The organism is Streptomyces sp. NPDC059718, assembly GCF_042733315.1.
Classification (GTDB): Bacteria; Actinomycetota; Actinomycetes; order Streptomycetales; family Streptomycetaceae; genus Actinacidiphila.
The window spans coordinates 1-19,285 of the sequence record NZ_JBHWGA010000011.1 but is presented as its reverse complement, the minus strand read 5'-3'; the positions used below and the strand labels follow the sequence as shown (position 1 = coordinate 19,285).

The 19,285-nt window shown below is 73.5% G+C and carries 15 protein-coding genes; 10 read left to right on the top strand and 5 right to left on the bottom strand.

The window, feature by feature from the left end:
* Positions 1–31 precede the first annotated feature (31 nt).
* The 6 genes from ACFV3E_RS14745 (at position 32) to ACFV3E_RS14720 (ending at position 9,839) form a co-directional block, all read left to right on the top strand.
* Positions 32–520 (top strand): TIGR00725 family protein, encoded by a 489-nt coding sequence (locus ACFV3E_RS14745; RefSeq protein WP_500535042.1) that lies wholly within the window; start codon positions 32–34, stop codon positions 518–520.
* A 548-nt stretch (positions 521–1,068) separates the two neighbouring features.
* Positions 1,069–4,932, top strand: coding sequence for a S8 family serine peptidase (locus ACFV3E_RS14740; protein ID WP_500535041.1), 3,864 nt, complete (start codon positions 1,069–1,071; stop codon positions 4,930–4,932).
* 177 nt (positions 4,933–5,109) lie between these two features.
* Positions 5,110–6,111: a helix-turn-helix domain-containing protein gene (locus ACFV3E_RS14735; RefSeq protein WP_499514870.1), complete on the top strand. Its 1,002-nt coding sequence runs from the start codon at positions 5,110–5,112 to the stop codon at positions 6,109–6,111.
* 75 nt (positions 6,112–6,186) lie between these two features.
* Complete coding sequence (locus ACFV3E_RS14730) at positions 6,187–7,026, top strand: PP2C family protein-serine/threonine phosphatase (protein WP_500535040.1); 840 nt, start codon at positions 6,187–6,189, stop codon at positions 7,024–7,026.
* Positions 7,023–8,024, top strand: a complete 1,002-nt coding sequence (locus tag ACFV3E_RS14725) for an MASE1 domain-containing protein (protein WP_500535039.1) — start codon at positions 7,023–7,025, stop codon at positions 8,022–8,024. The genes ACFV3E_RS14730 and ACFV3E_RS14725 overlap by 4 nt, the downstream gene beginning before the upstream one ends.
* A gap of 87 nt (positions 8,025–8,111) precedes the next feature.
* On the top strand, positions 8,112–9,839 hold the full coding sequence (locus ACFV3E_RS14720; RefSeq protein WP_500535038.1) for a sensor histidine kinase: 1,728 nt from the start codon (positions 8,112–8,114) through the stop codon (positions 9,837–9,839).
* On the opposite strand, the gene ACFV3E_RS14715 is transcribed toward ACFV3E_RS14720, so the two are convergent.
* The 3 genes from ACFV3E_RS14715 to ACFV3E_RS14705 form a co-directional block, all read right to left on the bottom strand.
* The gene (locus tag ACFV3E_RS14715; protein WP_500535037.1) at positions 9,840–10,733 is read right to left on the bottom strand and encodes a hypothetical protein; all 894 of its coding nucleotides are present in this window, start codon (positions 10,731–10,733) and stop codon (positions 9,840–9,842) included.
* Positions 10,734–11,184: 451 nt separating this feature from the next.
* On the bottom strand, positions 11,185–11,886 hold the full coding sequence (locus ACFV3E_RS14710) for a response regulator (protein ID WP_500535036.1): 702 nt from the start codon (positions 11,884–11,886) through the stop codon (positions 11,185–11,187).
* 207 nt (positions 11,887–12,093) lie between these two features.
* The gene (locus ACFV3E_RS14705; RefSeq protein ID WP_500535035.1) at positions 12,094–12,558 is read right to left on the bottom strand and encodes a cyclic nucleotide-binding domain-containing protein; all 465 of its coding nucleotides are present in this window, start codon (positions 12,556–12,558) and stop codon (positions 12,094–12,096) included.
* 112 nt (positions 12,559–12,670) lie between these two features.
* Here ACFV3E_RS14705 and ACFV3E_RS14700 point away from each other — a divergent pair, with 112 nt between their 5' ends.
* Both ACFV3E_RS14700 and ACFV3E_RS14695 read left to right on the top strand, forming a co-directional pair.
* Positions 12,671–14,449, top strand: a complete 1,779-nt coding sequence (locus ACFV3E_RS14700; protein WP_500535034.1) for a SulP family inorganic anion transporter — start codon at positions 12,671–12,673, stop codon at positions 14,447–14,449.
* A gap of 91 nt (positions 14,450–14,540) precedes the next feature.
* Complete coding sequence (locus ACFV3E_RS14695) at positions 14,541–16,535, top strand: ABC transporter ATP-binding protein (protein ID WP_500535032.1); 1,995 nt, start codon at positions 14,541–14,543, stop codon at positions 16,533–16,535.
* 57 nt (positions 16,536–16,592) lie between these two features.
* Here ACFV3E_RS14695 and ACFV3E_RS14690 read toward each other — a convergent pair whose 3' ends face one another.
* Positions 16,593–16,946, bottom strand: a complete 354-nt coding sequence (locus ACFV3E_RS14690; protein WP_500321518.1) for a Zn-ribbon domain-containing OB-fold protein — start codon at positions 16,944–16,946, stop codon at positions 16,593–16,595.
* Positions 16,947–16,995: 49 nt separating this feature from the next.
* Positions 16,996–17,700: a TetR family transcriptional regulator gene (locus ACFV3E_RS14685; RefSeq protein ID WP_500364980.1), complete on the bottom strand. Its 705-nt coding sequence runs from the start codon at positions 17,698–17,700 to the stop codon at positions 16,996–16,998.
* Between the two features lie 103 nt (positions 17,701–17,803).
* On the opposite strand from ACFV3E_RS14685, the gene ACFV3E_RS14680 reads away from it, so the two are divergent.
* Together ACFV3E_RS14680 and ACFV3E_RS14675 are read left to right on the top strand one after the other, a co-directional pair.
* Positions 17,804–18,955, top strand: coding sequence for an acyl-CoA dehydrogenase family protein (locus ACFV3E_RS14680; RefSeq protein WP_500338950.1), 1,152 nt, complete (start codon positions 17,804–17,806; stop codon positions 18,953–18,955).
* 31 nt (positions 18,956–18,986) lie between these two features.
* A partial coding sequence (locus ACFV3E_RS14675) for an electron transfer flavoprotein subunit beta/FixA family protein (protein WP_500535031.1) occupies positions 18,987–19,285 on the top strand: 299 nt, incomplete at its 3' end.

Here is a 19,285-nt window from a genome sequence, read left to right as displayed (position 1 = left end):
TCAATCGGAGCGGGACGCCGGGGGAGGGGTCATGACGAGCCGTTACGTCGCCGTGGTGGGGCCCGCCGATGCCGGGGAGCCGGAGCGCGAGGTCGCCCGCAGGGTCGGCGAACTCCTTGCCCGGCGCGGCGCCGTCGTCGTCTGCGGCGGCCTCGGCGGGGTGATGGGCGCCGCGTCCGAGGGAGCCCGCGCGTACGGCGGGACCACCGTCGGACTCCTCCCGGGCCGGGACCGCCGGGCGGGTGACCCGTCCCTCTCGGTGGCGATCGCCACCGGCCTCGGCGAGCTCCGCAACGGCCTGGTCGTCGCCGCCGCCGACGCCGTGGTGGCGGTCGGCGGCAGCTGGGGCACCCTGAGCGAGGTGGCGCTCGCCCTGCGGACCGGCAAGCCCGTCGTCGTGGTCGACGGCTGGGACGTGCACGGGCCCCCGGCCGGGGAGACGTTCCTGCGGGCGGCCTCCGCGGAGGAGGCCGTCGAGGCGGTGGAGGGCGCGCTGGCGGAGTCCTCCTCCGGCGGCTGAGTAGCGGGGGAGCCCCGGCGCGGGTCGGACTGCGACGGCCTTCAGGTCGGTGTGGTGGGCCGGCTCCGCCGCGTCCAACTCGCGGCCGGTCCCGCTCGCCTTGAAGCCGCCGAAGGGTGCACGTGGAAGGTGCCGGTGGGGACCCGCCGGTGATGCGGACACCCTCGTCCTCGTCCTCGTCGTCGAAGGGGATCACGACCGGCCCGGCCCCGGCGGCCGTCGTGCCCGGCGCCCGGCGCCCGGCGGTCCCACGGGATCGTCGAGGGCCGTCCGTATCCGGGCCCGGCCACCCCCTCCGGCGCGCCGCGCCCTGCCGGGTACCCGGCCACGGGGCACCGGTGACGGGCGGCCCTTTGGGGCTGGTTCGTACCGTCACCGGGTGGTTCGCCGTGCACTGGCGGGGGTCGTCGCAGGTTGCCCGGACCGTGCCGTGTCGCCGTTGGGACATGTCCCAGCTGTGACAGCTGATACCCGGTGACACCTCCCCGGCATCGGCAGATTCTGTCGGACAGCGCGTGACCCGGAGCTGTACGAAAGGTGTTTGGCTGATGGCATGGTTCCGCCTCACGGCGGCGATATCGACAGTGCTGGTGGTGACGCTCGGAGGCACGATGACCGCCTCCGCAGGGACCACCCCGGACGGCCCGGCGCGATCCGCCGACCGTGACGGGACGTCCTCCACCACCGTCCGGCTGGTGACCGGTGACCGGGTGACGGTGACGTCGCTGCCCGGTGGGCGGAGCACCGCCTCGGTCCAGCCCGGACCTGGCCGCGAACGCATCCCCTTCCGCACGCTGGAAGCCGACGACAAGTCGTTGACCGTCGTGCCGTTCGACGCCGAGGCGCTGGTGTCCGCGGGCACCCTTGACCGCCGGCTGTTCAACGTGACGGCACTGATCGCCGCCGGATACGACGAGGCGCACACCTCCACGCTCCCGCTGATCGTCTCCTCACGGCCCGAGCCGTCACGGGACGGGGCCCGCGTGGCGTCGCAGGCGGCGAAGACCGCCGGGGCCACCGCCGACCGGCTGGTGGCGTTCCGCGCGGACAAGACGTCCGCGCGCACCCTGGAGAGCATCGACGCCCGCTCCCTCCGGGTGGACGGCGACGAACTCGGCGCCTTCTGGAAGACGCTGAACCCCGGTGGGACCTCGGACGCCGCCCGGGCCGCGGTGACCCCGCGGGTCTCGCTGGACGGCAAGGTCAAGGCGGTGCTGGACCGCAGCACCGCGCAGATCAACGCGCCCGTCGCGTGGAAGGCCGGGTACGAGGGCCAGGGTGTGAAGGTCGCGGTGCTGGACACCGGTGTCGACGCGAACCACCCCGACCTGGCGGGGCGCATCGCCGAGGCCGAGGACTTCTCCGGCAGCGGCAACACGGTCGACCACTTCGGGCACGGCACGCACGTCGCCTCCATCGTCGGCGGCACCGGCGCGGCGTCGTCGGGAACCCGGCGGGGTGTGGCGCCCAAGGCCGACCTGCTGGTCGGCAAGGTGCTCGGCGACGACGGCTCGGGCTCGGAGTCGCAGGTCATCGACGGTATGGAGTGGGCGGCGGGCGAGCACGCCAAGGTCGTCAACATGAGCCTCGGTGCGGACATCCAGACCGACGGCACCGACCCGATGAGCCAGGCCGTCAACACCCTGACCGCGTCGACGGACACGCTGTTCGTCATCGCCGCGGGCAACGCCGGCCCGGGGCCGTCCACCGTCGGATCGCCGGGCGCGGCCGACGCGGCGCTGACCGTCGGCGCCGTCGACCGGGACGACTCCCTCGCCTCCTTCTCCAGCCGCGGCCCGCGCTTCGGCGACGGCGCCGTCAAGCCCGACGTGACCGCCCCGGGCGTGGGTATCGTGGCCGCCCGTGCCGCGGGCACCACCATGGGCGACCCGGTCGACGCGAACTACGTCGCCGCCTCGGGCACGTCGATGGCGACTCCGCACGTCGCGGGCGCCGCGGCGCTGCTGGCGCAGCAGCACTCGGGCTGGGGCGCGCAGCAGATCAAGGACGCGCTGATCAGCACTTCGCGCACGGTGCCCGGCACCAAGGTGACCGAGCAGGGCGGCGGTCGCATCGACCTGGCCACCGCCACCGGCCCGATCACCGCGACCGGCACGGTCGCGCTGCCCCCGGTCGAGAACGGCGGAACGGCGGGACGGCAGCAGGCGGCCACCGTGCGCTACACCAACACCGGTGACAAGACGGTCGATCTGAAGCTGGCCGTCAAGCTGTCCACCGGAACCGGGCGCGCGCTGCCCGACGGGGTCGTCACCCTCGGCTCCGGCACCGTGAGCCTCGCTCCCGGCGCCACCGCCGACGTCCCGCTGAGCACCGACGCGGCCCACGCCGCGCGCGGGAAGTACTACGGCTACGTCACCGCCGCGGCGGCCGACGGCACCGTTGTCGCCCACACCACCGTCGGCCTCAACGTGCACGCCCCCAAGCACAAGTTGACCGTGGTCGCCCGCGACCGCGACGGCAAGGTCATCGAGGGCGCGGCGCCGACGATCTGGGGCGCCGACGGGTTCGTGCAGTACAGCGGCGTCGAGCCCGCCGTCGCCGAGGTCGAGGAGGGCACCTACCAGCTCAGCTTCGGGACGCTGGACAGGGCCGCCGACGGCCAGGAGCTCCGCGAGGTGGTCAACCCGGAGGTGAAGGTCACCAAGGACACCACGGTGACGCTCGACGCCTCCAAGGTCACCGAGGTGAAGATCCGCACGCCCCGGCCCGCCGAGCAGCGCGGCATCCTGAGCTACCAGACGTACCGGAAGATCGACGGCAACGGCCTGATCCAGGGCGTGATGTTCTTCGACATCGCCAAGCGGATCTACGTCAGCCCCACCGCGCGCGTCACCGACGGCGACTTCGAGTTCGCCTCGCGCTGGCAGCTGGTCGCCCCGCAACTGCGGGCGAAGGTCTCCGGCGGCTCGTCGGCCTTCACCCCGTACTACGTGCCCGCGTCCCCGGCCTTCGACGACAAGGGCGCCAAGCTGACCGCCGTCGACGCCGGCACCGGCACCGCGGCCGAGCTGAAGAAGGCCGGTGTGCGCGGCAAGCTGGCCGTGGTCCGCTGGGACTTCTCCGACGACCGGGAGCTCGCCAAGGCGGCCAAGGAGGCCGGGGCCAAGGCGCTGATGCTGGTCGTGGAGGAAGGCTTCTACCCCTGGACCCGGTGGAGCCCGACCGGTGACCGGATGGCCCTGCCCACCATGCGCGCCGGCACGGCGGAGGGCACCGCGATCCTCAAGAGCATCAAGAAGCGCACCACCACGGTGGAGTTCTCCGGCACGGTGCGCAGCCCGTACCTGTACGACGTGATGCAGGTGTCCAAGGGCTTCGTTCCGAAGAACCTGGTGCACACCGTCTCCGAGCGCGAGAGCGCCGTGGTCCGCAGCACCTACACCCGTACCGGCGCCTCGCAGTGGGCGAGTGAGCAGCGCTTCGGGTGGCGTCCGTACCAGGACACCGCCTGGAACCAGTACAGCCGTGAGGTGCCGACGGGCCAGGAGCGCGTGGAGTACGTGACCGGCGGGGACACCCTGTGGCGCCACACCGTGCACCACAACGTCGTCTTCGGCATGGACACCCCGCTGGGGGCCGGCATGCAGAACGTGCCGCGCACCTACCGGCCCGGTCAGAAGGCCACGGAGCGCTGGTTCGGGGCCGTGGTCCGGCCGTCGATTCCGCGCGGCGCGGCCTGGCCGTCGGTGCGCAACGGCAACACACTGTCCGTCTTCGTTCCGGAGTTCAACGACTCCGGCACCGGCCACTATTCGTTCTACGAGCGCAACGGCTTCGGTGGCGGCATCGGAACCGGCGCGGCCCGCGCCGGCGACGCAGTCCCGGTGGACGACACCGCCACCGCGGTGCTCTACCGCGACGGGAAGCGGATCGCCGAGTCCGACCAGGGCGCGTGGGGCGACATCGAGGTGCCGGCCGGCGACGCAAAGTACCGGCTGGACCTGGCGACCACCCGGGTATCGGACGACTGGCGCTTCGGCGCCGGCACCCGCACCTCGTGGTCCTTCCGCTCCGGTTCCGCCGCCGACACGACGCTGCTGCCCCTGCTGCAGGTCGACTACGCGGTGCCGGTCGACGCCCGCAACGCGGTGGGCCCCGCCCGCCGGTACCAGCTGGGCCTGAACGTGCGGATGCAGGACGGCATGGCCGCGCCGCGCGGGGTGACCCTGCGGGTCGAGACGTCCTACGACGACGGGCGGACGTGGACCCGGGCCGGCACGGCCCGCAAGGGTGGCGGCTTCACCGCCACCGTGGAGCGTCCGTCGCGGGTGCGCGGCGACGCCTACGTGACGCTGCGCGTGACCGCGACCGACGCGGCCGGCAACAGCGTCCGGCAGACGGTGGACCGCGCGTATCTGCACAGCGGCGCACGGGCTTCCGGAGGACGGTGACGGTGGGGCGTCACCGTTGACACAGCGGCGGGTGCAGGGGAGTGTGGGCCCCTGCACCCGCCGCGCCATTGGCACGAAACATTTCCCGGGTATAGTCCGGCCTTTAACGAAATGTACGGCTTGTGCCCACCCTGTGCGCATGCTGTGCGGACCCGTTCGGACCCGGAGGAACGCGGCATGCTCGAGGCGGCTGGCCTCACCGCGGTCGAGGAGACCGTCTACCGGCTTCTGGTGACCACCGCGACCGCCTCGGCGGACGACGTCGCGGTGCAGACGGGCCTCCCGCCCGGGCAGACGGAGGGCGTCCTCGCCTCCCTCGCCACCAAGGGGCTCGCCAGCCCCACCGACAACCGCCCCCGGCACTACGCCGCCACCCCGCCCGACGTGGCCCTGCTGCCGCGTCTGCAACGCCAGGCCGACGCCCTCGACAAGGCCCGCACGGCGGTCACCGACCTGCTGGACAGCTACCGCAGCACGGCGCGCCGCCAGGACGCCGGCCAGCTCATCGAGGTCATCACCGGCAGCCAGGCGCTGCGCCAGCACCTGCGGCAGATGCAGGAGAACGCGCGCCACGAGATGCTCTGGTTCTGCAAGGCGCAGTACGTCGCCATGCCCTCGGGGAGCAACCGCGCCGAGTACGACGCCCTCGCCCGCGGTGTGCGGTACCGCGTCCTGTACGAGCGGGCGTTCTTCGACGACGACGGGGCCATTGACAACGTTGTTGAGGGCGTCCAGGCCGGGGAGATAGCCCGCTCCGTGCCTCATCTGCCGCTGCGGCTCGCGGTCGCCGACCGCACCATCGCCATCTGCCCCCTGGTCCCCGGCGGCCCGCACGGCAGCCCGAACGAGCCGACCGCGGCGCTGCTGCGCGACAGCAGCCTCCTGGAGGCGCTGACCGCGCTGTTCGAACGCTACTGGGAGGACGCGGTACCGCTGCACGTCAGCGCGTCCGGCGCGATGAGCGGCGCCGACGACGCGGACGGCTCCGACCCGCTGAGCGAGACCGACCGCCGGCTGCTGTCGCTGCTCGTCGCGGGCGTCGCGGACAAGGCCATCGCCAGCCAGATGGGCCTGAGCCGGCGCACCGTCCAGCGCCACATCCAGCACATGATGACACTGGCCGGCGCCGCGACCCGCATGCAGCTCGCATGGCAGGCGGCCCGCCGCGGCTGGCTCTGACCAGGGGTGCGGGAGGGGCCGCGGGCGTAGGGTGAGAAGTGGCGCGAGTGCCCAAGGCCCCGGAGCGTTGGTGCCATGTCCCGACGTCACACCGCTCCCTCCAGCAGCAGCGCCGAGGAGCTGTTGAACACACTCGGACAGCTCACCGGCCGCATCCTGGAGCGGATCAAGATGCAGCAGGCTCGGGTGGAGCTGGCGGCCGCTCTCCAGCGGCACACCCTCCGCGCCGCGCTCCCGGCCGTCCCAGGGCTGCGCGTGGCGGGCCGGTACGCCCCCGCGCGTGACGGGCTCGACATCGGCGGCGACTGGTACGACGTGTTCCCCATGCCGGACGGCAGCGTCGGCTGCGCGATCGGCGACGTGCAGGGCCACGACGTCGAGGCCGCCGCCTACATGGGCCAGGTGCGCACCTGCCTGCGCGCCGTCGCCGTCGCGACCACGGAGCCGGCGGAGGTGCTCGCCCGCACCAACGACCTGCTGATCTCCATGGGCTCCGGGCTCTTCGTGACGTGCAGCTTCCTCCGCTTCGACCCCGCGACCTGCGAACTGGTCGACGCCCGCGCCGGGCACGTCCCGGCGGTGTGGGCCACCGACGACGGCCGCTGCGAGGTCGTGCTCGACGAGGGCGGCCTGCCGCTGGGCATCCTCGACGGCGAGAAGTACCCGTCGACCCGCCGCGTCCTGGCCGGCACCGGTGCCTTCGTGCTGGTCACCGACGGCGTGGTGGAGGGACCCGGCCATCCCCTCGACGAGGGGCTGGCCCGCGTGGCGGATCTGGCCGCCGCCGGCTGCACCGCCGACCCCGACGAACTGGCCGCCCGGGTGATCGCCGTGGCCGACCTCACCGGGCACAGCGACGACGCCGCCGTGCTCGTCCTCGGACACGGCGGCCCCTGCGGGACGGCACCGCGATGACCGCCGACGGCCACGGCGAGGGGCTCCGGCGGCACCGGGCCACGGCCCTGTGGATCCTGGTGATGGCCGCCGCCTACTACGGCGGGGCCCGCATCGGCCTGGAGCAGCAACTGGTGCGCGGTCAGGTCACCCCGATGTGGCCACCGACCGGGATCGCCCTGGTCGGCCTGCTGCTCGGCGGGATCCGGCTGTGGCCGGGCATCGCGATCGGCGCGTTCGCCGTGAACATCGCGATCGGGCCGTCGTTCCTGCCCGTGCTGGGGATCGTGGCGGGCAACACCCTGGCTCCGGTGTGCGCCTGCCTGCTGCTGCGCAGGGTCGGGTTCCGCGTCGAACTCGACCGGCTGCAGGACGCGCTCGCCCTGGTGTTCCTCGGCGCGCTCGGCGGGATGCTGATCAGCGCGACGATCGGCAGCGGCGTGCTGGTGGCCTCCGGTGCCGTGCCGGCCGGCGCCTTCTGGTCCACCTGGTCGGTCTGGTGGACCGGCGACGCGATGGGCGTGCTGGTGATCGCGCCGCTGCTGCTCGTCCTGCGCACCGTCCGGGCGCCGCGCGGGGTCCCGCCGTACCGCTGGGCGGAGGCGGCGGCGCTCGTGGCGGGCACCGCGCTCGTCACGTTGGTGGCCACCCACAGCACGCCGGGGCTGCTCTTCCTCGTCTCCCCGCTGCTGATCTGGGCCGCGTTCCGCTTCCAGCTGACCGGCGCCGCGCCCTGCGCCCTGATCACCTCGCTCATCGCGATCGAGGCCGCGGCGGACGGGTCCGGCCCGTTCGCCGGACTCGACCTGTTCGCCAAGATGGTGACCCTCCAGGCCTTCAACGGGTCCGCCGCACTGACCGCCCTGCTGCTGTCGGCGACCGTCACCGAACGGGAGCACACCCGCCGCGAGATCGAGCAGGTCTGCCGCAGGCTCGGCGAGGCGCTGACCCGGCTCGCGCCCGACGAGAAGATCGAGCACTGGGCGGCCGTGCCGCCCGGCGAGCGCGGACACGAGTAGCGACGCCGTTCCGCGCGTCCTCCCGCCGGGGTGGCGCTACTTTGAGAGGGGGCCCCAAGAGGGCCGCCACAGCGGACGGAGGTGCCGGTGGGGACTGACGGCGGCAAGGACGCCGAGGGCCTGCCACGGCTGCAGCTGGACGAGTTGCTGGACGAGCTGCAATCGCGCATCGACGCGGTGCGGGGGACGCGGGACCGTGTGCACAGCCTGCTGGAGGCGGTGCTGTCGGTCGGCCGGGAGCTGGACCTGCCGCAGGTGCTGCGGCGGATCGTGGAGGCCGCGGTCCTGCTGGTGGACGCCGAGTACGGGGCGCTGGGCGTGATCGGCGACGACGCGCGGCTGGCCCAGTTCCTGACGGTGGGCGTCAGCGACGAGCAGACCAAGGCGATCGGGCCGCTGCCCTCGGGCCACGGCATCCTGGGCGAGCTGATCCGCCACCCGCAGCCGCTGCGCCTGGAGGAGATCGCGCAGCACCCGGCCTCCCACGGCTTCCCGGCGAACCACCCGCCGATGCACTCCTTCCTGGGGGTGCCGATCCGGATCCGCGACGAGGTGTTCGGCAACCTGTACCTGACGGAGAAACGGGGCGGCAAGGAGTTCGACGGCGAGGACGAGACGGTGCTGTCCACCCTGGCGGTGGCGGCCGGGGTGGCGATCGACAACGCCCGGCTGTACGAGGAGGCCAGGTCGCGGCAGCGGTGGCTGGAGGCGAACGCGGAGATCACCGGCGGTCTGCTGTCGGGCATGGAGGAGAACGCGGTGCTGGAGCTCATCGTGGAGCACGCCCGGAGCATCCTCGGAGCGGACCTGGGCGTGCTGGCCCTGCCGGCCGCGAGCGGCGACGGGATCACGATGGCGCTCGCCACCGGCATCGACGCCGACGCCCACCGGGGGCTGACGCTGCCCCGCGAGGGGTCGTTCACCGGGGCGGCCATGGCCGCGAACGAGCCGCTGACCAGCGTCGACATCCAGCGCGATCCACGGGTGGTGGCGGGCCCGCCGCGGTTCGGCGGTCTGGGACCCGCGGTGGCCGTGCCGATGGCGACCCCGCAGGGGGTGCGCGGGGCGCTGCTGCTGGCCCGGGCCGAGGGGGAGCCGCCCTTCACCGAGGCGGAGACCGCGCCGCTGCTGGGCTTCGCCGGCTCGGCGGCCCTGGCGATGGAGCTGGCCGAGCGCCGGCGGGCGGACGAGCAGCTGATCCTGCTGGAGGACCACGACAGGATCGCCCGCGACCTGCACGACCTGGCGATCCAGCGGCTGTTCGCGACCGGGATGACGCTGCAGAGCGCGGTGCGGTTCGTGGACCACCCGCAGGCGAGCGAGCGGCTGCTGCGGGCGGTGGACGACCTGGACGAGACGATCAAGATCATCCGCTCGACGATCTTCGGACTGCGCAGCCACGACATCGGCCCCGGCCGCCAGGGGCTGCGGGTGCGGACGGCGAAGGCCGTGGAGGAGGCGGTGCCCGCCCTGGGCTTCACCCCGTCGCTGCGCATGGAGGGGCTGATCGACACCGATGTGCCCGCCGCGGTCGCCGAGCACGTGGTGGCGGTGCTCGCCGAGGCCCTGTCGAACGTGGCCCGCCACGCCAGGGCCGGTGCCGCGGAGGTCTCCCTGGTCGTCGGCTCGGGCACGCTGACCCTCACGGTCAGCGACGACGGCGTGGGCGTCCCCGAGGACGGGCGCCGCAGCGGACTGGCCAACCTCGAGCGGCGCGCGAAGGAGCTGGGCGGCACGATGACGCTCGAGACGCCTGACCCTGGCGGCACCCGCCTGGTGTGGCGGGTGCCGTCCGACGGTGGCCGTACGCGCTGATCAGCCCCGCTCCGCGGCCTCGTGGGCCGGCACCCGCGACGCACCGGCCCCGAACGCCGTGGCGCCGAACCGGATGAGCATCTGCACCAGGCCCGGACCGCAGTCCGTGGTCCGCATCGCCGCGCGCAGGTCAGGCCACTCCATCGCCTCGTGCAGCAGCGTCGCGTGGACGGTGTGCGCCGTGGCCAGGAGCACCACGTGCTCCATCGCCTGCCCCGCCCGCAGCCAGTCCGCGCACGAGTCGTCGGGCGTGCACAGCGCCGCGACCAGGGGCCGCCGTTCGGGATCGACGGAGGCGGCCGCTCCGGCCCCCTCGTCCTCGTGGACCCGGCCCCCGGAACCCACGGCGCGGCCCGTGCCCGTCGTGCCGCGCTGCTCCGCCTCCGCGGTCAGCCGCAGCAGCCGCAGGGCCTCCTCGGTGCGCGGCAGGGTCAGTGACGCGCCCTCCGCGTGCGCGGCGTCGATCAGCTCCAGCACGACCGCCCCGGTCGGGCAGTGCGCGAAGTACGGCGTACGGCAGCTGTGCCGGCGCCAGATCGCGTCGTACAGGTCCCGGTACGGGCGGTCGCCGACGCGGAGCGGGCCGATCGGGCGCACGGCGGCGAGCAGGTCGGTGTCGCCGGGTACGGGCAGCAACTGCACGGTCGGCTCCCAGCCGAAGTGGGCCAGCGCGACCCGCAGGTTGAACACCGCGGCGCCGACGGACACGTGCAGGGCGCGCGCCGCCGCCTCCGACTCCGGCACCCCCGGCTCGGGGACCGCGCGGACCTGGAACGTGCCGGTCTCCGGATCGAGGCGGTACCGCCAGGGCCGGCTCCCGCGGAACGAAGGGGCCGCCACGGCGGCGGAGATCAGCTTCTCCAGGGTCGCCCCGTTGAGTGTGGTGGGATTCATGGCGCGCTCCCTCCGGACGACGGCGTCTCCCACCCTGCACGTCGCGACCCCCCATGGGGAGGGCCGACCGGCCCTACCGCCTGGGCCCGCCGGGGCATCCCCGCGGGGCCCCGCGTCCCCGGCCGACCGCACAGCCGGCCGCACACGAGAGCGCGGCCGCCAGGAGAACGGGGGCGCCCGCGCGGTGGGGGCCGCCGCTCACGGGCGCGCGGAGTCCCGGCGGCTCAGGGGGCGGAACCCTGTGGGCCGCGGGACGGCTGGTGCTGGGTGGCGAGCACGGCCCGCGGCGGTCACGTCTGCCCCGCCTCGGTACGCGCCAACGCCGTGAGGCGGCGGCCACGGGCGCTGCCCAGCAGGACCGGTGCTTGGCGACGGTGGCCACTCGGTGCGGGGAAACGGCGGTGCCCACGCCGAGCGGTCGCTGCTCACGGGCGCGCGGAGTCCCGGCGGCTCAGGGGGCGGAACCCTGTGGGCCGCCGGGCGGCTGGTGCTGGGTGGCGAGCACGGCGGCCTGGATGCGGCGCTCGACGCCGAGCTTGCCCAGCATCCGGGAGATGTGGTTCTTGACCGTCTTCTCGGACAGGAACAGCCGCTGCCCGATCTGCCGGTTCGTCAGTCCCTCGCCGATCAGCTCCAGGATCTCCCGCTCGCGCGGGGTCAGCCCGGCCAGTGCCTCGTCCTGCGGCTCCGGCGGCTGCTCCTGCTCGCGCAGGCTGTTCATCAGGCGGGCGGTGGTCGCGGGGTCGAGCATCGACTGGCCCGACGCCACCGTGCGGACGGCGGAGACCAGGTCGGAGCCCTTGATCTGCTTCAGCACGTAGCCGGCGGCACCGGCCATGATCGCGTCCAGCAGGGCGTCGTCGTCGTCGAAGGACGTCAGCATCAGGCAGGCCAGCCCCGGCATGCGCGAGCGCAGCTCCCGGCAGACGCCGATGCCGTCGCCGTCCGGCAGGCGCACGTCGAGGATCGCCACGTCCGGCCGCAGTGCCGGGGCGCGCGCCAGGGCGTGGTCGACCGTGCCGGCCTCCCCGGCGACCTCGATGTCCGGCTCGGCGTCGAGCAGATCATGCAAGCCGCGCCGTACCACCTCGTGGTCGTCGACCAGGAACACCCTGATCGGCGCCCGCTCCGTGAACTCCCGTGCCTCACTCATCCCGGCCCCCAGGGCGTCTCTTCCCGATCCCGCGGCCTCGCGCCGCCCGGCCCGCGCACCCGCCGCGCCGGCGTTCCTCCGTCCACAGGGATCAAGAAGACACGCCCGCGCGCTCCGCCGCCACCGCTGCCGCCCGATCCCCCGGTCACTCCCGGATCATCCCCCGGGCGGCCCCGCGACGACAGGGCCGAACGGGCCACGCGACCGTCAGCGCACCGTGCTGCCGCTGCCCTGCGGACCGTACAGGTCGAGGAGCCGGGTGCGGGCCCCCTGCAGCCGGTGCGCGACGATCTGCGCGACCCGGCGCGCGACGGCGCGACCGAACACCGCGTCGGCCTCGCACAGCGCCCGTATGACCGTGGCGTCGAACTCGTCGGCCCGCACCGGGCTCTGGGCCCGCGCGCCGAGGTGCCAGGAGTAGGGCGGGAAGAGCCACGACCAGCCGAGCAGGTCACCCGGGCCGAGGGTCTCGACCACGGCGGGCTGCCGGCCGGGCACGTGCAGGTCGAGGGCGACCGAGCCGGTGCGGATGATCCAGAAGCGGTCGGCCCTGTGCCCCTCCTCGAAGATCCGGGCCCGGGCCGGGAAGGACACGTCGCGCGCGAGTTCCAGCAGTCGTCCGCGGGTCTCCGGGGGCAGTGCGTCGAGCAGGCCCGTCGTGGTGGTGGTCATCGCCGTCCTCCCTCTCGTCCGGTACGACGTCACCTCCAGGGTCCTCCGCCACCCGGGAGCGCGAGGAGGGGCCGACCGGCCCCAACACGGGGTCGTCGGGGAGGATGGGCCCATGCCGTCCGCCGTCTCCACGCCCGCCCCGCCGCCCGTGAGGTCCGCCGCGAAGCGCGGTTGGCGCGGACTGCTGCCGGGCCTCGCCACCCTCGCCGGCTACCGCAGGGCATGGCTGCGCGGCGACCTGCTCGCCGGCGTCACAGTGGCGGCGTACCTGGTGCCGCAGGTCATGGCGTACGCCGAACTGGCCGGGCTGCCGCCGGTGGCCGGGCTGTGGGCCGCCCTCGCCCCGCTCGCGCTGTACGCCCTGCTGGGGTCGTCCCGGCAGCTGTCGGTCGGCCCGGAGTCCACCACCGCGCTGATGACGGCGACCGCGGTCGCGCCCCTGGCCGCGGGGGACCCCGGCCGCTACGCCGTGCTCGCCGCGGCGCTCGCCGTCGTGGTCGGCCTGCTGGCCGTGGTGGCGTGGGCGGTACGGGCGGGCTTCGTCGCCGACCTGCTGTCGCGCCCGGTGCTCGTCGGCTACCTGGCCGGGGTGGCCTGCATCATGATCGTCGACCAGCTGCCCAAGCTGACCGGGGTGCCGGTCACGGGAGAGGAGTTCTTCCCCCAGCTGGTCTCCTTCGTGACGCACCTGCCGCAGGCGCACGCGGGGACGGTGGCCTTCGCCGCGTCCGCGCTGCTCTTCCTCTTCCTCGTCCAGCGGTACGCCCCCCGCGCGCCCGGTCCGCTGCTCGCCGTGGTCGCCGGCACGGTCGTCGTCGGCGTCTTCGGGCTGGAGGGGCACGGCATCGCGGTCATCGGCGAGGTCCCCTCCGGACTGCCCCGGCCGGCCCTGCCCACCCCCGGCGACCTGGCCCACCTGCTGCTGCCCGCGGTGGGCGTGCTGCTGGTGGGCTACACCGACTTCGTGCTCACCGCACGGGCCTTCGCCGGCCAGGACGCCGACCGGCTCGACAGCAACCAGGAGTTGCTCGCCCTGGGCGCCGCCAACCTCGGGTCGGGCATCCTGCACGGCTTCCCGGTCAGCAGCAGCGCCAGCCGTACCGCGCTCGGCGTCTCCGCCGGCAGCCGGACCCAGCTGTACTCCCTGGTGACGCTGGTGGCGGTGGTCTGCGTCCTGCTGTTCCTCAACCCGGCGCTGTCCGCGATGCCCTCCACCGTCCTCGGCGCCATCGTGGTCTTCGCCGCCTGCCGGCTGATCGACCTCGCCGGTTTCCGCCGCCTGGCGTCGTTCCGCCGCCGCGAGCTGCTGCTGGCCCTCGCGTGCCTGGTGGGCGTGCTCGCCCTGGACATCCTGTACGGCGTCATGGTCGCCGTCGCCCTGTCGGTGGCGGAGATGCTGGTCCGGGTGGCCCGCCCGCACGACGCCGTCGAAGGCCTGGTGCCGGGCCTGGCCGGCATGCACGACGTGGACGACTACCCGGAGGCCCGCACGATCCCCGGTCTGCTCGTCTACCGCTACGATTCGCCGCTCTTCTTCGCCAACGCCGAGGACTTCCGCCGCCGGGCCCTCGCCTCCGTCGACCGGCAGCACGACCCGGTGCGGTGGTTCGTCCTCAACACCGAGGCCAACGTCGAGGTCGACATCACCGCCCTGGACGCCCTGGACGCCCTGCGCCGCGAACTCGCCGCCCGCGGCATCGTCCTCGCGCTCGCCCGCGTCAAGAAGGACCTGCTGGACGACCTGGACGCGTACGGCCTGACCGGGTCGGTGGGCCGGGAGCGCGTCTTCCCCACCCTGCCGACGGCGGTCGAGGCCTACCGCGCCTGGGCGGAAGGCGGCGCCGACGGGGGCGGGAACGGGGCCGCCGGGAGCGGGGACGGGGCGCACTGACGGGAGCGGGCCACACGGCGCCGCCGTGAGGAGCACCCTGTGGGAAGGCCGCCACGGCACGGCGCCGCGGCCGCCGCCGAGGGGGACGCTCATGACCAGGCGGAAGCGGCAGGAAGCCCCGGGAAACCCGGACGTCCTCGCGCCGGAAGAGGTGTCGGAGTCCGAACGGCTGCTGTTCGGCGGGCCGCTGCGGTACGACATGGGCTGGAACAAGCACGACGGCTCCTTCCTGGAACTGGGGCTGCGGGCGATGCTCCGGCGGCTCCCGCAGCTCGTCGCGACCACCGTGCGTCTGGCCCACCGGGCCGATCCGCGGGCCCTGCGCGTCGTGGCGCTGGCCGAGGCGGGCCGCGGCGTCGCCCAGGCGGTGGGCCTGGTCGCCGTCAACTGGGTGCTCGCCCGGCTGCTCGTGCCCGGCGGGACCGCCGAGCGGCTCACGGGCGCCGCCCCGGCGCTGGTGCTCGTGGCCGCGGCCGCACTGACCGGCGCGGTGCTGCGCTCGGCCTCCACGGCCGGCACCGGCAAGCTGGAGCCGACCGTGGAACGGGCGGCCACCGAGATGTACCTGGAGCGCGTCGCCCGCGTGGAGCTCGCGGCCGTGGAGGACGACGAGTTCCACAAGCTGCTCGACTCGGCGTCCTGGGGCGCCGCGTCGGCCCGGCGGATGATCAACTTTTGCTCGTCGGTGGTCAACGCGCTGATCTCGCTGGTCGCGGCGGCCGGCGTGCTCACCGTCCTGCACCCCGGGCTGCTCCCGCTGCTGGCGGTGATGACCCTGCCCAGCGCCTGGAGCGCGCTCACCATCGCCCGCCGCCGGTACATCTCCTTCCACAACTGGGTGCAGCACGCCCGCGCCGGGCAGCTGCTGGGACGCCTGCTGATCGAGACGCAGGCGGCGCCCGAGGTCCGCGTCCACGACCTCGGGCCGTTCCTGCTGGGGCACTTCAGGGCGATGGCCGAGAACGGCGAGCGGGAGCAGACCCGGCTCGCGCGGCTCGCGGCGCGCACCGGACTGGTCGCCTCGGCGTGGACCGGGGTGGCGACGGCGGCCACGTACGGCGCACTGGGCGCGCTGCTGTGGAGCGGGGCGATGGGGCTGTCCGTGGCCGGCACGGCGGTGATCGCCATCCGCACCGGGTCCTCCGCCCTGGACCGGCTCGTCGTCCAACTCGGCTACCTGCACGAGGAGGCGCTGTTCGTCGCCGACCTGGAGCGGCTGTGCGCCGAGGCGGACCGCCGGGTGATCCCGCGCGGCGGGCTCGACCTGCCGGAGCGGGTCGAGGCCGTCCGCTTCGAGAAGGTGACCTTCAGCTACCCGGTCACCGCCGCCGCGGCGCCCGGCACCCCGCTCGTGCGGCCGCCGGCCTTGTGCGAGGTCGACGTCACCATCCCCATCGGCCAGGTCGTCGCCCTCGTCGGACGCAACGGCAGCGGCAAGACCACCCTGGCCAAGCTGCTGTGCGGGCTCTACACGCCGGACTCCGGACGGATCCGCTGGGACGGCGTCGACGCGGCCGACGCCGACCGGCGGCAGATCACCGACCGGATCGCCCTGGTCTCGCAGGACGCCTACCGCTGGCCGTTCACCGCGCGGGTCAACGTCGGGATCGGCCGCCCCGACGCCCTCCTGACGGACGAGCGCCTGGACGCCGCCGCCCGTTACTCCGGCGCCGACGAGGTCGTCGCGGGCCTGCCCCGCGGCTGGGACACCCTGCTGGGCCGCGGGTACAAGGGCGGTCACGAGATATCCGGCGGCCAGTGGCAGCGGCTCCAGCTCAGCCGGGCGCAGTACCGCGACGCCCGGATCCTCATCGTCGACGAGCCGACCAGCGCCCTGGACGCCCAGGCCGAGCAGCGGGTCTTCGACCTCATCCGGGAGCTCGCCGCCGACGGGCAGACCGTCGTCCTGATCACGCACCGCCTGCACAGCGTCCGCCACGCCGACGTGATCTACGTCCTGGACGGGGGACGCGTCGTCGAGCACGGCGCCTTCGCCGACCTGATGCGGCCGGGCGCGGGCACGGGCGACTTCCGCGAGATGTACCTGCTCCAGTCCCGGCAGTACCAGCACCCCGAGCACAACTGACCCACGGGACCGGCCCGTCGGGGGCCCGGCCGGTGGCGCGTCGCGGGGCCGGGGCGACTACCAGGTGTAGGGGGACACCGGCGGCTCGCAGAGTTCGAAGACGAGCTCGCCCGCATCGGCGCGCTCCGTCCGGGCCACCCGCACGCGCGCGCCGCTGCGCACCTGCATCGGCAAGGCACCGACGATCCGGCCCCGTACCGAGAACCCCTCGGAGAGGTCGACGAGGGAGGCGTCCCGCATCGAGCGGACGATCACCCCCGTGCCGTCGCTGCGCACCTCGTCGAGCTCCGTGGAGGCGCAGGTGGGGCAGAGGAGGCGCTGGAAGGCGGTGTTGCCGCACCAACGGCAGCGCTGGACCAGCAGCCCGCCGTCAACCGATTCGTCGTGCGCGTCGAGAGTCCGGTCATTCATGGCGCACACGATATGGCACTGAGTGCACTTTGAAAAGGCACTGAGTGCCTTACGTGGGGGAGCCCTCCTCCGTCAGACCCGCCTCGATCTCCCGGACGACCCGCCACATGGGCGTCCGCCGCTTGGTGATCACGATCACCACGTCGTCCTCCGCCTCCGGGGTGCCCTGCCGGGCGGCGCCGTCCCCGTTCCAGGCGGCGCGGACGAACTCCATCGCGTGGTCCACGGCCGCGCCGGCGTCGCCCTCCGCGCCGGAACGCAGCCATGTGCGCAGGCCGTTGTTGTGGGCGGCGACCACGGCCGCTGCGATCACGTCGGCCCGGAGCTTGCCGTCGGGGCGGTCCGCGTAGCGGGCCCCGAGGTAGTCGGCGATCGCGCGCTCGTAGCGCCACACGACCGAGAGTTCGTACGCCCGCAGCCCGGGCACCTGCTTGGTGAGGCGGTAGCGCTGCACGGAGAAGGTCGGGTTCTCGGCGTACATGGTGAGCACCAGGCGCGCCGCGTCGCAGACCCGCGTCACGGGGTCGTCCGTGTCGGCGCTGGCCTCCAGGAAACGGGTCATGTCGGCGAGCGCGCCCTCGTGGTCGGGGAAGACCACGTCCTCCTTGGAGGGGAAGTAGCGGAAGAACGACCGGCGCCCGACGCCGGCGAGGGCGACGATGTCGTCGATCGTCGTCGCCTCGTAGCCGCGTTCGAGGAAGAGTTGGAAGGCCGCTGCGACGAGGGCGTCCCGCATCGGGGGCTTCGTGGTCATGGAGGCGAACCTAACACCGGGGGTCAGTCGATCGATGGCACTGAGTGTGCATAATTGAGGGTACTCGATGCCATGGAAGCTGACGCGGACTGGAGTAACGGACGTGAGTGACAATTTCGACCTCTTCCGGACGTCGGAGGAGCACGACATGCTCCGGGACGCGGTGCGTTCGCTGGCCGAGGCGAAGATCGCGCCGTTCGCGGCCGAGGTGGACGAGCTCGGGCGGTTCCCCCAGGAGGCGCGGGACGCGCTGGAGGCGAACGACCTGCACGCGGTGCACGTGCCGGAGGCCTTCGGTGGCGCGGGTGCGGACGCCCTGTCGACGGTGATCGTCATCGAGGAGGTGGCGCGGGTGTGCGCCTCCTCCTCCCTGATCCCGGCGGTGAACAAGCTGGGCTCGCTGCCGGTGCAGCTGTCGGGCTCGCAGGAGCTGAAGGCCAAGTACCTCGGGGCGCTGGCGCGTGGCGAGGGGATGTTCTCGTACTGCCTGTCGGAGCCGGAGGCCGGCTCCGACGCGGCGGGGATGAAGACGCGCGCGGTGCGCGACGGGGACTTCTGGGTGCTCAACGGCGTCAAGCGGTGGATCACCAACGCGGGCGTGAGCGAGTTCTACACCGTCATGGCCGTGACCGACCCGGAGAAGCGCTCCAAGGGCATATCGGCCTTCGTGGTGGAGAAGGGCGACGAGGGCGTGTCCTTCGGAGCCCCGGAGAAGAAGCTGGGCATCAAGGGGTCGCCCACCCGCGAGGTGTACTTCGACAACGTGCGGATCCCCGCGGACCGGATGATCGGCGCGGAGGGCACGGGCTTCGCCACGGCGATGCGCACCCTGGACCACACGCGGGTGACGATCGCCGCGCAGGCCATCGGCATCGCGCAGGGCGCGCTCGACTACGCCAAGGGCTACGTCAAGGAGCGCAAGCAGTTCGGCAAGGCGATCGCCGAGTTCCAGGGCATCCAGTTCATGCTGGCGGACATGGCGATGAAGCTGGAGGCGGCGCGGCAGCTCACCTACGCGGCGGCGGCGAAGTCGGAGCGTTCGGACGCGGACCTGACGTTCTTCGGTGCGGCGGCCAAGTGCTACGCGTCGGACGCGGCGATGGAGATCACCACGGACGCGGTGCAGCTGCTCGGTGGTTACGGGTACACGCGGGACTACCCGGTGGAGCGGATGATGCGCGACGCCAAGATCACCCAGATCTACGAGGGCACCAACCAGGTCCAGCGCATCGTCATGGCCCGCAACCTGCCGTAATCAGCAAACCGAGAGTGTGGAGGGACATCAAGTGAGCTTGAGGATCGTTGTCGCAGTGAAGTACGTGCCCGATGCGACGGGTGATCGTCACTTTGCGGGGGATCTGACCACGGATCGGGATGCGGTGGATGGTCTGCTGTCGGAGTTGGACGAGTATGCGGTGGAGCAGGCGCTGCAGATCGCGGAGGCGGCGGGTGACGCCGAGGTGACCGTGGTGACGGTGGGTCCGGAGGATGCGAAGGACGCGTTGCGCAAGGCGTTGTCGATGGGTGCGGACAGGGCGGTCCATGTCGAGGACGACGGGTTGCATGGCAGTGATGTGATGGGGAC

Bases quoted from the DNA above. Each gene is read 5' to 3' on its own strand.
- ACFV3E_RS14735 (WP_499514870.1), top strand. From the start codon at position 5,110: ATGCTCGAGGCGGCTGGCCTCACCGCGGTCGAGGAGACCGTCTACCGG.
- ACFV3E_RS14695 (WP_500535032.1), top strand. From the start codon at position 14,541: ATGACCAGGCGGAAGCGGCAGGAAGCCCCGGGAAACCCGGACGTCCTC.
- ACFV3E_RS14685 (WP_500364980.1), bottom strand. From the start codon at position 17,700: ATGACCACGAAGCCCCCGATGCGGGACGCCCTCGTCGCAGCGGCCTTC.
- ACFV3E_RS14710 (WP_500535036.1), bottom strand. From the start codon at position 11,886: ATGAGTGAGGCACGGGAGTTCACGGAGCGGGCGCCGATCAGGGTGTTC.
- ACFV3E_RS14715 (WP_500535037.1), bottom strand. From the start codon at position 10,733: ATGAATCCCACCACACTCAACGGGGCGACCCTGGAGAAGCTGATCTCC.
- ACFV3E_RS14730 (WP_500535040.1), top strand. From the start codon at position 6,187: ATGTCCCGACGTCACACCGCTCCCTCCAGCAGCAGCGCCGAGGAGCTG.
- ACFV3E_RS14740 (WP_500535041.1), top strand. From the start codon at position 1,069: ATGGCATGGTTCCGCCTCACGGCGGCGATATCGACAGTGCTGGTGGTG.
- ACFV3E_RS14690 (WP_500321518.1), bottom strand. From the start codon at position 16,946: ATGAATGACCGGACTCTCGACGCGCACGACGAATCGGTTGACGGCGGG.
- ACFV3E_RS14700 (WP_500535034.1), top strand. From the start codon at position 12,671: ATGCCGTCCGCCGTCTCCACGCCCGCCCCGCCGCCCGTGAGGTCCGCC.
- ACFV3E_RS14725 (WP_500535039.1), top strand. From the start codon at position 7,023: ATGACCGCCGACGGCCACGGCGAGGGGCTCCGGCGGCACCGGGCCACG.
- ACFV3E_RS14705 (WP_500535035.1), bottom strand. From the start codon at position 12,558: ATGACCACCACCACGACGGGCCTGCTCGACGCACTGCCCCCGGAGACC.
- ACFV3E_RS14745 (WP_500535042.1), top strand. From the start codon at position 32: ATGACGAGCCGTTACGTCGCCGTGGTGGGGCCCGCCGATGCCGGGGAG.